The 12455-nt window shown below is 64.7% G+C and carries 15 protein-coding genes; 7 read left to right on the top strand and 8 right to left on the bottom strand.

Going from position 1 to position 12455, the window contains the following annotated elements; translation table 11 throughout:
- The first annotated feature begins 88 nt into the window (after positions 1 to 88).
- Both C4K38_RS28595 and C4K38_RS28590 read left to right on the top strand, forming a co-directional pair.
- Positions 89 to 973 (top strand): sugar nucleotide-binding protein, encoded by an 885-nt coding sequence (locus C4K38_RS28595; protein ID WP_053281131.1) that lies wholly within the window; start codon positions 89 to 91, stop codon positions 971 to 973.
- Positions 966 to 1895 carry a UDP-N-acetylglucosamine epimerase PgnE gene (locus C4K38_RS28590; RefSeq protein WP_053281119.1) on the top strand — a complete coding sequence of 310 codons (930 nt, stop codon included), beginning with the start codon at positions 966 to 968 and terminating at the stop codon, positions 1893 to 1895. The genes C4K38_RS28595 and C4K38_RS28590 overlap by 8 nt, the downstream gene beginning before the upstream one ends.
- Before the next feature lie 59 nt (positions 1896 to 1954).
- Here the strand turns inward: C4K38_RS28590 and C4K38_RS28585 are convergent, their stop codons facing one another.
- The 5 genes from C4K38_RS28585 to C4K38_RS28565 form a co-directional block, all read right to left on the bottom strand.
- Positions 1955 to 2653: an OmpW/AlkL family protein gene (locus tag C4K38_RS28585; RefSeq protein ID WP_053281118.1), complete on the bottom strand. Its 699-nt coding sequence runs from the start codon at positions 2651 to 2653 to the stop codon at positions 1955 to 1957.
- Between the two features lie 236 nt (positions 2654 to 2889).
- A complete protein-coding gene (locus tag C4K38_RS28580) occupies positions 2890 to 3408 on the bottom strand; it encodes a DUF3299 domain-containing protein (RefSeq protein WP_025807811.1) in 519 nt (172 codons plus the stop codon).
- Between the two features lie 27 nt (positions 3409 to 3435).
- Complete coding sequence (locus tag C4K38_RS28575; RefSeq protein ID WP_038635565.1) at positions 3436 to 4701, bottom strand: ABC transporter permease; 1266 nt, start codon at positions 4699 to 4701, stop codon at positions 3436 to 3438.
- A gap of 1 nt (position 4702) precedes the next feature.
- Positions 4703 to 5413 carry an ABC transporter ATP-binding protein gene (locus C4K38_RS28570; protein ID WP_053281117.1) on the bottom strand — a complete coding sequence of 237 codons (711 nt, stop codon included), beginning with the start codon at positions 5411 to 5413 and terminating at the stop codon, positions 4703 to 4705.
- Between the two features lie 131 nt (positions 5414 to 5544).
- Positions 5545 to 6141 (bottom strand): DUF2796 domain-containing protein, encoded by a 597-nt coding sequence (locus tag C4K38_RS28565; RefSeq protein WP_053281116.1) that lies wholly within the window; start codon positions 6139 to 6141, stop codon positions 5545 to 5547.
- Between the two features lie 135 nt (positions 6142 to 6276).
- On the opposite strand from C4K38_RS28565, the gene C4K38_RS28560 reads away from it, so the two are divergent.
- Positions 6277 to 6630: a hypothetical protein gene (locus C4K38_RS28560; protein ID WP_053281115.1), complete on the top strand. Its 354-nt coding sequence runs from the start codon at positions 6277 to 6279 to the stop codon at positions 6628 to 6630.
- A gap of 54 nt (positions 6631 to 6684) precedes the next feature.
- Here C4K38_RS28560 and trxA read toward each other — a convergent pair whose 3' ends face one another.
- The 3 genes from trxA to C4K38_RS28545 form a co-directional block, all read right to left on the bottom strand.
- Complete coding sequence (gene trxA, locus C4K38_RS28555) at positions 6685 to 7557, bottom strand: thioredoxin (protein ID WP_053281114.1); 873 nt, start codon at positions 7555 to 7557, stop codon at positions 6685 to 6687.
- A gap of 186 nt (positions 7558 to 7743) precedes the next feature.
- Entirely contained in the window at positions 7744 to 8400 is a 657-nt protein-coding gene (locus C4K38_RS28550) for a class I SAM-dependent methyltransferase (RefSeq protein ID WP_053281113.1), read from the bottom strand.
- Positions 8397 to 8855, bottom strand: a complete 459-nt coding sequence (locus C4K38_RS28545) for a hypothetical protein (RefSeq protein WP_053281112.1) — start codon at positions 8853 to 8855, stop codon at positions 8397 to 8399. Before C4K38_RS28545 ends, C4K38_RS28550 begins: the two co-directional genes overlap by 4 nt.
- A 129-nt stretch (positions 8856 to 8984) precedes the next feature.
- On the opposite strand from C4K38_RS28545, the gene nrdR reads away from it, so the two are divergent.
- The 4 genes from nrdR to ribBA are packed head-to-tail and all read left to right on the top strand — an operon-like array spanning position 8985 to position 12411.
- Positions 8985 to 9449: a transcriptional regulator NrdR gene (gene nrdR / locus C4K38_RS28540; protein WP_007924133.1), complete on the top strand. Its 465-nt coding sequence runs from the start codon at positions 8985 to 8987 to the stop codon at positions 9447 to 9449.
- Positions 9446 to 10579 carry a bifunctional diaminohydroxyphosphoribosylaminopyrimidine deaminase/5-amino-6-(5-phosphoribosylamino)uracil reductase RibD gene (gene ribD / locus C4K38_RS28535; RefSeq protein WP_053281111.1) on the top strand — a complete coding sequence of 378 codons (1134 nt, stop codon included), beginning with the start codon at positions 9446 to 9448 and terminating at the stop codon, positions 10577 to 10579. The genes nrdR and ribD overlap by 4 nt, the downstream gene beginning before the upstream one ends.
- Positions 10580 to 10625: 46 nt before the next feature.
- Positions 10626 to 11288 carry a riboflavin synthase gene (locus tag C4K38_RS28530; protein ID WP_053281110.1) on the top strand — a complete coding sequence of 221 codons (663 nt, stop codon included), beginning with the start codon at positions 10626 to 10628 and terminating at the stop codon, positions 11286 to 11288.
- Positions 11289 to 11319: 31 nt separating this feature from the next.
- On the top strand, positions 11320 to 12411 hold the full coding sequence (ribBA, locus tag C4K38_RS28525) for a bifunctional 3,4-dihydroxy-2-butanone-4-phosphate synthase/GTP cyclohydrolase II (protein WP_023969328.1): 1092 nt from the start codon (positions 11320 to 11322) through the stop codon (positions 12409 to 12411).
- The last annotated feature ends 44 nt before the right edge of the window (positions 12412 to 12455 follow it).

Genomic DNA, 12455 nt, shown 5'->3' with positions numbered 1-12455 from the left:
GCAACGATTCTGAGCAATATTCATGGCCAAGCCCGCGGGGCTGGCCGATTCAAACCATCGTTCCGAACAGATTGGGCCTGCTGACTCTATGCGAATGCGCCTTATGTTACTGGGCGGCGGAAATGCCCTTGGGCAGGCGCTGATTCGCCTCGGTGCAGAGGAAGACATCGGTTTCCTCGCCCCCCGTCCGCCGCAAGACGGCTGGGATGCCGCGAGCCTGACGCAACTGCTCGACGACACCCGTCCGGATGCCTTGATCAACCTTGCCTACTACTTCGACTGGTTCCAGGCGGAGAGTGTCCCCGAGGCCCGTCTGGCCGGCCAGGAACGGGCGGTCGAGCGGCTTTCCGAGCTGTGCCAGCATCACAACATCATTCTTCTGCAGCCTTCCAGCTACCGCGTGTTCGACGGTTCGCGGGCCACCGCCTACAGCGAAAAAGACGAACCTGTACCGCTGGGCCTGCGTGGCCAGGCCTTGTGGCGAATCGAGCAGAATGTGCGCGCCACCTGTCCGCAGCATGTGCTGCTGCGTTTCGGCTGGCTGCTGGATGACAGCGCCGACGGCACCCTGGGGCGTTTCCTGGCGCGTGCCGAGCAACCCGAAGAACTGCTGCTGGCCGACGACCGTCGGGGCAACCCGACGCCGGTGGACGACGCCGCCCGGGTGATCATCTCGGTGCTCAAGCAACTCGATTGCGCCGCGCCGCTGTGGGGCACTTACCACTACGCCGGCCATGAGGCGACCACGCCTCTGGCGCTGGGCCAGGCGATCCTCACCGAGGCCCGCGGCCTGCATCCGCTGGCCATCGAGGCGCCGACCGCCCAGGCTCACGCCGCCCGGCCGGACGCCGCCGAAGAACCGCAGCACGCGGTGCTGGCCTGCAAGAAAATTCTGCACACCTTCGGGATCAAGCCACGTGCCTGGCGCGCGGCACTCCCGGCTCTACTGGATAGGTTTTATCGTCATGGCTGATGGCCCAATTCTGATCACCGGCGGTGCCGGTTTCATCGGTTCGCACCTGACCGACGCTTTGCTCGCCAAGGGCTACTCGGTGCGGATCCTCGACGATCTGTCCACTGGTAAACCAGACAACCTGCCGCTGGACAACCCGCGGGTCGAACTGATCGAAGGCGACGTCGCCGATGCGGCCCTGGTGGCACAGGCCATGAGCGGTTGCCGTGCGGTGGCGCACCTGGCGGCGGTCGCTTCGGTACAGGCTTCGGTGGACGACCCGGTGCGCACCCACCAGAGCAATTTCATCGGCACCCTCAACGTCTGCGAGGCCATGCGCCAGGCCGGCGTCAAGCGTGTGCTGTTCGCTTCCAGCGCGGCAGTCTATGGCAACAACGGCGAGGGCGAGTCGATCGACGAAGACACACCCAAGGCGCCGCTGACGCCTTATGCGTCGGACAAGCTGGCCAGCGAGTACTACCTTGATTTTTATCGCCGCCAGCATGGCCTGGAGCCGGCGATCTTTCGCTTCTTCAACATCTTCGGGCCGCGCCAGGATCCGTCCTCGCCGTACTCCGGGGTCATCAGCATCTTTTGCGAACGCGCGCAGAAAGGCCTGCCGATCACCGTATTCGGCGATGGCGAGCAGACCCGCGATTTCATGTATGTCGAAGACCTGGTGGACGTGCTGGTGCAGTCCCTGGAAATGCCGCAGTTGGAAGTCGGCGCGGTGAATATCGGCCTGAACCAGGCCACCACCCTCAAGCAATTGCTCGAGGCCCTGGGCGAGGTGGTGGGGCAGTTGCCTCCGATCAGCTACGGCCCGGCGCGTTCGGGGGACATTCGCCATTCGCGGGCGAACAACCAGCGCCTGTTGCAGCGCTTCAAGTTCCCCGAGCCGACGCCGATGAGCGTCGGGCTGGCACGTTTGCTGGGCCTCTGAGCTTTCCCCCAGCCATGAAAAAAGGCGCCTTTGCAGGCGCCTTTTTTTGTCTGGCCGATTTAGAACTTGTAGCCCAGGCCGACCATGTAGACCCATGGATCGACGTCCACGTCGACCTTGGCCCGAGTGCCGCCGGCGACTGCGTTGTTGTCCACGTAGGCGGTGGTGTCGATGTCGACGTAGCGCACCTGGGCGTTGATCATCACGTTGTCGGTCAGCATGTAGTCGGCACCGACCTGCCAGGCCAGGCCCCAGGAGTTCTTCGCCCGGAAGTTGTCGAAACCGGCGGCGCTGGCGCGGCTGCCGACGTGCTCGTCATAGATCCAGGTGTAGTTGATGCCGGCACCCACGTAAGGCTGGAAGGCGGCCTTGTGATCGAACGGGTAGTAGACCAGGCTCAGGGTCGGCGGCAGGTGCTTGAGGGTACCGAGCTTGCCGTTGGCGGCGTCCAGCGCGGTGCCCTTGAGCTTCACGTCATGCTCGAATGGGGTGGCCGCGAGCAGTTCGATACCGAGGTTGTTGGTCAGCATGTAGGCGAAGTTCAGGCCCAGCTGGGTGTCGCTGCTCATGGTCGCCTTGCCGCCGAGGTTGGTGCCGGCCAATGGGCCGCGGTCGACCTTGACGTCGCCGCTGTCGGCTTTCGGGTTGACGGTGATGGCACCGGCGCGAACGATGATGTCGCCCGCTTCGTGGGCGTGGGCGATCGGGGCGGCGAGCGCGAGCGCGAACAGGGAGGCGCTGAGCAGGGACTTGTGCATGGGAGCTCCAAAGGACGATTCGAGTTGGCTAGGTCCAATGGTAAGGATCGTCAAGGAACAGGCTTTGACTCAGCTCAATGAAAACCGGATCAGCGCGGGAGCAAGGGAAGTGGGAGGCTCTGGGGGGCTCTGGAACTGATCGCGGGCAAGCTCGCTGCTACAGGCAACTGTGCTGTTTTTGCAGGAGCAGGCCTGCTCGCGATGAGGTCACGGACGGTACTGCAGGATCTGTGGTTTCACTCCTGCAATTCGTACACGTAGATCTTTTGCGCCTCCATCTGGTAACCCGCGTCGGCGATTTCGCTGGTGGACGCCTTGACCTGCATCGGCCCTTCGATCCAGTACGGCTGATACAGCTCGTCGAGCTTCACGCCGACCTCGCTTTTCACGTGCACGATCTGGTTCGACGGCGGTGGCGGCACGTGGATGCAGGCGCCGAAATACGGTACCAGCAGAAACTCCGTGGTGCGGCCTTCCTCACTGACTTCCAGCGGCACTATGTAGCCGGGCAGGCGCACCGACAGGCCGTCCAGGCTCTGCACCACCGGGGCGTTGGGCATGTCCTGCTTGGCCGCCGGGGCGGACTCGGCGGCCAGGGCGTCACCCATCTGCGACAGGTCATGCAGCGGCTTCATGTTCGGTACTTCTGCCGGCGCGTCCGGCGGGATCATTTCCGACCAGGCCAGGTCCCGGGGTTCGGCGGCCCACAGCGGCAGGGCGACCAGCATCAACAGCGCAAGCAGGGCACGGGGCATGCCGGAGCTCCTCATAACTAGAGTTCCTCATAAACGGATGGACAGGCCATCGGCCAGCGATTGTCGGTAGGCGCGCCAGGCCGGCACGCTGCCCATCAGCAGGGCGGCGATCAGGATACCGCCGAGCAGCGTCCACTCATACTCGCTCGGCCAGGCCAACGGCAGGTACAGGCCGTAGGTCGACTGCACATAACCCTGGGCCAGGGCGATGCCCAGGTACAGAAGGCCCAGCCCGGCGAGCACGCCGAACAGCGCCAGGGCGAAGGCCTCCAGCACCAGCAAGGTCGCGATATGCCAGGGGCGGGCGCCGACCGAACGCAGGATCGCCATCTCCCGGCGGCGTTCGTTGAGGCTGGTGAGGATCGCCGTGAGCATGCCGATCAGGCCGGTCAGCACCACGAACAGCGACACCACGAACAAGGCCTTTTCCGCGGTGCCCATCAGGCTCCACAGCTCCTGCAGGGCGACCCCTGGCAGGATCGCCAGCATCGGTTCGCCGCGGTATTCGTTGATCTCGCGCTGCACCGCGAAGGTGGCGATCTTGCTGTTCAGGCCGAGCATGAAGGCCGTGATCGCTTGCGGCGTCAGGTCCATGTTGCGCGCCTGGTCGGCGCTGATGCGGCCGTTGCCCTGGGCCGGCACGCCGTTATGCCAGTCGATATGGATCGCCTCCATGCCGCCGAGGCTGATGTGCAGTGTGCGGTCCACCGGGGTGCCGGTACGCTTGAGGATGCCGACCACGGTGAAGGGTTTGTCGTCGTGTTTGACCAGGCTGATGGCCGCCACGCCGTGGGCCAGCACCAGCTTGTCGCCGAGCTTGTAATGCAGGGCCTCGGCGACTTCGGCGCCCAGCACCACTTCGAACGGATCGCTGGCGAACTCGCGGCCGCTGGCCAGTTGCAGGTTCTGCTGGTGGCCGTACTGGTAGTGCTCGAAGTAGGCCTCGGTGGTGCCCATCACCCGGTAGCCGCGATGGGAGTCGCCGAGGGAAATCGGGATCGCCCATTTCACTTTCGGGCTATTGGCGAAGTGCTCGAAGCTGTCCCAGCGGATGTTGTTGGTGGCGTTGCCGATGCGGAACACCGAGTACAGCAGCAGGTTCACCGAGCCGGAGCGGGCGCCGACGATCAGGTCGGTGCCGCTGATGGTGCTGGCGAAACTGGCGCGGGCTTCGGTGCGCACCCGTTCGACCGCCAGCAGCAGGCAGACCGACAGGGCGATGGCGAAGGCGGTGAGGATCGCGGTGAAGCGGCGGTTAGCCAGGCTGGCCATGGCTAGACGGAACAGATACATCTCAGACCTCTGCGGGCGTGGCGGCGCGATTGAGTTCGGCCAGCGACAGGTTGCGATCGAACAGCGGCGCCAGGCTCTGGTCGTGGCTGACGAATAGCAGGCTGGCCCCGGCCTCGCGGCATTCGGCGAACAGCAGGCGGATAAAGGCTTCGCGGGCGTCGTAGTCCAGCGCCGAGGTGGGCTCGTCGGCGATCACCAGTTCCGGCTGGCCGATCAGCGCGCGGGCGGCGGCGACCCGTTGTTGCTGGCCGATGGACAGCGAGTCGGCGCGCCGCCCTAGCAGGTTGGGGTCTTTCAACCCTAGGTGGGCGAGCAGAGTGGCCGCCGCCTGGTCGACGCTGCCGTGGCGCTGTACGGCGCGGCCGGCGCGCAATCTGGAGAAGTGGCAGGGCAGCTCGACGTTTTCGCGCACCGAAAGAAACGGCAGCAGGTTGAACTGCTGGAAGATGTAGCCGGTGTGATCGACCCGGAAGCGGTCGCGGGCGCCGGCGGAGAGTTCGGTCAGCTCCTGGCCCAGCAGGCGGATGCTGCCGCGGTCGGGTTTCTGCACGCCGCCGAGCAGGCCGAGCAGGGTGGTCTTGCCGCTGCCGCTGGGGCCCTTGAGGAACAGCGTTTCACCCGCTTCCAGGCGAAATGCCGGAATATCCAGCAACTGCGGATGGCCGGGCCAGCTGAAGCCCAGGTCGGACAGTTGGATCAGTGCTTGGGTCATGGGCATGGGGTCATGAGTGAGTGCTTATGTAGGAGCGAAGCTTGCTCGCGATGGCGGTTGTCCGGCTTGCATGATTTGTTGGCCGAAATATCGCTATCGCGAGCAAGCTTCGCTCCTACAGGGTGGGTGGGTCAGAACTTCAGGCTGGCGGCCTTGGAGGTCGCTTCCACGCCTTGCTGGCCACTTGGCGAGATGAGTTGTACCTGAATTTTCTGGGTGGCGGGGAAGGTCTTGAACACGCCGGCCAGATCCAGGCTTTTCAACGCGCCCGGCGTGGCACAGGTGAACTGGTAGTGCGCATGGATCTCGCTGTGTTCGTGGTGATGTTCGTGGCCGTTGGCGTCCTTCGCTTCGTCATGGTCTTCATCGTGATCCTCGGGCTTGTCGCCGAACAACGGGCTTTCCAGTTCTTGTTGCGCTACCACGCAACCGGCGGCAGGCGGCAGGTTGAACAGCGCCAGGGGTTTTTCCAGCTGGGCCCGCACGGCGGCGACCTTGGCTTTCTCCGCGTCGGTGCTGGCGGCGTGCTCGAAACCCACCAGGTTCATCGCCGGGCTTTCCAGTTCCAGCTCCAGGGTCTGGCCGTCCAGCGCCGCGTTCAGACGGGCCACGCCATGCTCGTGAGCTCCGAGGCTGCCGTGCTCATGGTCGTGGTCGTGTTTTTCGGCCGCGTGAGCGATGGCCAGGGGCAACAGAGCGAACGGCAGGGCGAGCAACAGACGACGCATGGCAAGTCTCCGGGAGCGAACATGAAAAAAATGTTATGTAATCTTATAACAAGAGTGGCGAGAGTTTGACCGCCTGCTTGGCGTTGCGCAAGACGCGTGGGAGCATGCTCGTCAGAAATATTCGGGAGCAGAGCGATGGTGCGGATTCGAGGAAGCATCGGCGAATGGCCGGTGGATTTGACCCTGGAACTGGACGAGGCCGACTGGGATCAGTTGAGTGCCCGGCTGGGGGCGCCGTTGCCGACGGCCAAGGCCGAAAGCGGCGCGGCTGTGGCCAAGCCGGTGAGCCAGGATGATGCGCTGTGGCAGATCGCCAGGGACTTGCTGCGCAAGGCCGGGCAATTGAGCGGCCCGGACCTGCTGGAGCAACTGGAAGGCCTGACCGGCAGCGCCGCAGCGGGCAAGCGCCTGTTGGTGCGCCTGCGCCATAGCGCACAGGTCAAGGTGGTGAGCGGCGGCGATACGCCGCTCTACAGCTGGATCGAGTAGGCGAGGGCTGAGCAGGTTCGCCCTGGGCGAGCCTGCTTGCAATCCAGCGGTGAATCAGTACAGCGCGGCGAACAGCTTGCGGCGGTAGGTGGTCACCAGCGGGTGATCGTTGCCCAGCAGTTCGAACACTTGCAGCAAGGTTTTGTGCGGCAGGCCTTCGTTGTAGCTGCGGTTGCGGATAAACAGCTTGAGCAGCGCATCCAGCGCCGCGTCGTACTGCTGGCGCGCCAGTTGCTGGATGGCCAGTTGATACACCGCCTCGTCGTCCTGCGGGTTCTGCGCCAGGCGGCTTTTCAGGTCGGCGCTGTCCGGCAGGTCGGCGGCCTGCTTGAGAAAGGTGATCTGTGCCTTGGCCCCGGCCAGCGCGGCCTTGTGCTCATCGCCGGTGACCGCGTCGAGCACGGTCTGGGCTTCACCCAGTTCACCGCGTTCGGCCAGGCAGCGGGCGTAGAGGATCAGCGCCTTGGCGTTGCTGTTGTCTTCGCCCAGCAGCACTTTCAGCGTGGCTTCGGCCTCGGCGATGCGCCCTTCGGCGAACAGCGCTTCAGCCAGTTCCAGCGGATCGGCGGCCTTGGGCGGCGGCATCTGCACATGGGGTTCGAGCATGGTGCGCACCGCGGACTCGGGTTGCGCTCCGGCAAAACCGTCCACCGGCTGGCCGTCCTTGAACAGCACCACGGTCGGCAGGCTGCGAATGCCGAAGCGGGCGACGATGTCCTGCTCGATATCGCAGTTGACCTTGGCCAGCAGCAACTCGCCCTGATAGCTCTCGGCGATCTGTTGCAGCATCGGCATCAGCGCCTTGCAGGGCGCGCACCATTCGGCCCAGAAATCCACCAGCACCGGCTTGTGGAACGAGTTCTCGATCACTGACTGGTCGAAGTCGGCGGTGCTGGCGTCGAAAATGTACGGCGTGTCCTGACTCATGGGGGATCTCGAAAAAACGTGAATGGAGCCACTATAAGGCTTGGCGGGGGGCGGCTGAAAGCAGGGTATGGGGTGACAGGTAGATTGTTTCGCGGGCAAGCCTCGCTCCTACAGACACCATTGAACTTTAGTAGGAGCGAGGCTTGCCCGCGATACGCGATAGAGCACAACCTGGTCTGTCCTTCATCAATCGCGCTGCGCGTGATACAGGCTCACATCGCGGAACTCCCAGGGCTCGGCCAGATCCGGCAGGGTCAGGGCGTGGAGCATTTCCAGGCGTCGGTACAGCGGATGCTGGAAGTCCTTGACCCGGGAGTCCGCCACCAGCGCCTGGCGTCCGCGGCTGAGGAACTGATCCAGCAGCGGCAGGTTGGCGCGGTCGTACAGCACGTCGGCTACCAGGATCAGGTCGAAGCGGTCGGCTTCCGCGAAAAAGTCCGTGGAGTAACCCAGTTCAACCCCGTTGAGCGCGGCATTCGCCCGGCAGGCGGCGATGGCCAGCGGGTCGAGGTCGCAGGCCACCACTTCCAGCGCGCCGGCTTTCAGCGCCGCGATGCCGGCCACGCCGGAGCCGGCGCCGAAATCCAGTACCCGCTTGCCTTGCACCCACTGCGGCCGCTCGGCCAGATAGCGCGCCAGGGCCAGGCCGCTGGCCCAGCAGAAACTCCAGTACGGCGGTTCGTGGAGAATTCGCCGGGTTTCTTCCGGGGTGAAGGCGCGGTCCATGTTGTCGGCATCGATCAACCACAGCTTCAGCTCGGTGTCCGGCAGTTCGCAGGCCACCAGTTGGGCATCGCCCAGCAGTTCGCTCAGGGCGCGTTGCAGGTCGAGCGGTGGGGTCATGGTGCTTTGACGAATTGCAGCTGGCCCACGGCCTGGGTGGTCGGCTGAGTGATGAGTTGCGCCGGCAGGTGCAGGATCAACTGGCCGGACTGGCTGGCGCGGCCGCGCAGTTCGACGCGGGCGCCCACCGGGAAGACATCGGGATTGAAGCGCAGGCGAAACGGCAGGACCTTGTTGTTGCCGATCAGGTTGCTGCTGGCCAGCAAACGTTGCGGCCGGCCGCGCTCGTCGATCACCAGCAGCGCCAGTTCCACTTCGGCACCCGCCGGCACACCTTGCAGTGTGCCGCTCAGCTCACGCTGGTAGGCCGGCAGGGGACCGAGGTCGGTGGATGCCTGGGCTTTTTTCACACTTTGCTGGGGCGGTAGGGTGGAGGCGGCAGGTTTCGGGGCGTCGCTGCTGCAAGCCACCAGCAGGCTGAAAAGGCTGAGCAAAACGAGCGGTCGTAGTGGCATGCGAAGCTCCAACAAGGCGAAATTCCATGTGCAAAACATAATAGTCGGTCTGTATACCGTAAAGGCTATGGCTTGTCTTGCCAGTGGGATGCGCTACCATGGCCCTCCCTTTTTTTGTTGCCTGCCACCATGCACTGTCCCTTCTGCGGTGCCAACGACACCAAGGTCATCGACTCGCGTCTGGTCGCCGAAGGCGAACAGGTGCGCCGCCGGCGTGAATGCCTGGCCTGCGGTGAACGTTTCACCACTTTCGAAACCGCCGAACTGGTGTTGCCGCGCCTGATCAAGACTGACGGCAGCCGTCAGCCCTTCGACGAAGAAAAACTCCGCGCTGGCATGCAGCGTGCCCTGGAAAAGCGTCCGGTCAGCGTCGAGCGCCTGGAAGCCGCGCTGGTGCATATCAAGCACAAGCTGCGCGCCACCGGCGAACGCGAGGTCAAATCCCTGGTCGTCGGCGAACTGGTGATGGCCGAGCTGCAAAAGCTCGATGAAGTGGCTTATATCCGCTTCGCCTCGGTCTACCGGCGCTTCCAGGATCTCAACGAATTCCGCGAAGAGATCGACCGTCTCGCCCGCGAGCCGGGCAAAGAATGAACATCTCTAGCGAACAGGCGGTGCTCGACGCCCACTACATGGCGCGAGCCCTGGAGCTGGCCGCAAAGGGCCGCTTCAGCACTCACCCCAATCCCCGGGTCGGTTGCGTGATCGTGCGCGACGGCCAGGTCGTCGGCGAAGGCTGGCATGTGCGGGCCGGCGAGCCCCACGCCGAAGTCCACGCCCTGCGTACCGCCGGTGCCAACGCCCGCGGCGCCACTGCTTACGTGACCCTCGAACCCTGTAGCCATCACGGCCGTACGCCGCCGTGCGCCGATGCCCTGGTGGATGCCGGTGTGGCGCGGGTTGTGGCGGCGATGCAGGACCCCAACCCGGAAGTCGCCGGCCGTGGCCTGCAGCGTCTGGCCCAGGCGGGCATCGCCACCCATAGCGGGGTGATGGAGCAGGAAGCCCGGGCGCTCAACCGGGGCTTCCTCAAGCGCATGGAGCAGGGCCTGCCGTTCGTGCGGGTCAAGCTGGCCATGAGCCTGGACGGGCGCACCGCCATGGCCAGCGGCGAAAGCCAGTGGATCACCGGCCCCGCCGCGCGTTCCGCGGTGCAGCGCCTGCGGGCCGAGGCCAGCGTGGTGCTGACCGGTGCCGACACGGTGCTGGCGGACAATGCACGGCTGACCGTGCGTGCCGAGGAGCTGGGGCTGGACGCGGAACAGACCGCCCTGGCCATGAGCCGTCCACCCTTGCGCGTATTGATCGACGGCCGCCTGCGGGTGCCGCTCGATGCGCCGTTCTTCAAGGCGGGGCCGGCGCTGGTCGCCACCTGCGCCGCGGTGGAGGAGCAGTACGCCAATGGTCCGGAATGCCTGATCGTGCCGGGTGTCGATGGCCAGGTGGACCTGCATCGGCTGCTGAGCGAGCTGGCCGCCCGTGGCGTCAACGAGGTGCTGGTGGAAGCCGGCCCACGCTTGGCGGGGGCCTTTGCCCAGCAAGGCCTGGTGGACGAGTACCAGATCTTTGTCGCCGGCAAGTTCCTCGGCTCCTCGGCGCGACCGCTGCTCGACTGGCCGCTGGCGCAGATGCGCGAGGCGCCGCAGCTGAAAATCATTGAAATGCGCGCCGTAGGCGATGACTGGCGAGTCATTGCCATTCCTCTGCCAGCAGCGAGCGTATAATTTCGGGCCTTCGCCACGCGGCGACCCTGTTCTCGAGGAGGACTCCATGTTTACAGGCATCATCGAATCCATCGGCAGCATCCGTGCATTGACTCCCAAAGGCGGCGATGTGCGGGTGTATGTGGAAACCGGCAAGCTCGACCTGGGCGACGTGAAACTGGGCGACAGCATCGCGGTGAACGGCGTCTGCCTGACCGCGGTGGAACTGCCGGGCGACGGCTTCTGGGCCGACGTCAGCCGCGAGACCCTGGACTGCACCGCTTTCCATCAGTTGAAGGCCGGCAGCCGGGTCAACCTGGAAAAGGCCCTGACCCCGACCACCCGCCTGGGCGGTCACCTGGTCAGTGGCCACGTCGACGGTGTCGGCGAGGTAGTGGCCCGGGAAGAAAATGCCCGCGCCATCCAGTTCCGCATCCGCGCGCCCAAGGACCTGGCCAAGTACATCGCCCACAAGGGCTCGATCACCGTCGACGGCACCAGCCTGACGGTCAACGCGGTCAATGGCGCCGAGTTCGAACTGACCATCGTCCCGCACACGCTGGCCGAAACCATCATGGCCGACTACCGGCCGGGCCGGCAGGTCAACCTCGAGGTTGATCTGCTGGCGCGTTACCTGGAGCGCTTGCTGCTGGGCGACAAGGCCGCGGAGCCTGCGAGCGGCGGCATTACCGAAAGTTTTCTGGCCGCTAACGGCTACCTCAAATCCTGAACCTCAAATTTTGAAAGAAGGGGGGTGCCGCGTGGCGCTCAACAGCATCGAAGAACTGGTTGAAGACATCCGCCAAGGCAAGATGGTCATCCTCATGGATGACGAAGACCGCGAGAACGAAGGCGACCTGATCATGGCCGCCGAGTGCTGCAAGGCCGAGCACATCAACTTCATGGCCAAGCACGCCCGCGGCCTGATCTGCATGCCGATGAGCCGCGAGCGTTGCGAACTGCTCAAGCTGCCTTTGATGGCGCCGCGCAACGGTTCCGGGTTCGGTACCAAGTTCACCGTGTCCATCGAGGCCACCACCGGCGTGACCACCGGCATTTCCGCCGCCGACCGCGCACGCACGGTGCAGGCGGCCGCCGCCAAGGATGCCAAGGCCGAAGACATCGTCAGCCCGGGCCACATCTTCCCGCTGATGGCCCAGCCGGGTGGCACCCTGGCCCGCGCCGGCCACACCGAAGCCGCCTGCGACCTGGCACGCATGGCCGGTTTCGAGCCGAGCGGGGTGATCTGCGAAGTGATGAACGACGACGGCACCATGTCCCGTCGCGCCGAGCTGGAAGCCTTCGCCGCCGAACACAAGATCAAGATCGGCACCATCGCCGACCTGATTCACTACCGGATGATCCACGAACGTACCGTTCAGCGGATTGCCGAGCAGCCACTGGACAGCGAATTGGGCCAGTTCAACCTGGTGACCTACCGTGATTCGGTGGAAGGCGACGTGCACATGGCGCTGACCCTGGGCAACATCTGCGCCGAAGAACCGACCCTGGTCCGCGTGCACAACATGGACCCGCTGCGCGACCTGCTGATGGTCAAGCAGCCTGGCCGCTGGAGCCTGCGGGCCGCCATGGCCACGGTGGCCGAGGCTGGCAGCGGCGTGGTGCTGTTGCTGGGCCACCCGCTGGACGGCGACGTGCTGCTGGCGCATATCCGCGAAACGGCCGAGCACGCGCCTGCGAAAAAACCGACCACCTATAGCATCGTCGGTGCCGGTTCGCAGATTCTGCGCGACCTGGGCGTACGCAAAATGCGCCTGATGAGTGCGCCGATGAAATTTAATGCGATATCCGGTTTCGACCTGGAAGTTGTAGAATACGTGCCCTCCGAATAAAAGCCGGCTGTTGCGGGCTTGAAATTCGCGGTTCAAATATCACT

The organism is Pseudomonas chlororaphis subsp. piscium, from assembly GCF_003850345.1.
In the GTDB taxonomy this organism is placed as follows: Bacteria; Pseudomonadota; Gammaproteobacteria; order Pseudomonadales; family Pseudomonadaceae; genus Aquipseudomonas; species Aquipseudomonas piscium.
This window is presented reverse-complemented; position numbering and strand designations above follow the sequence as displayed.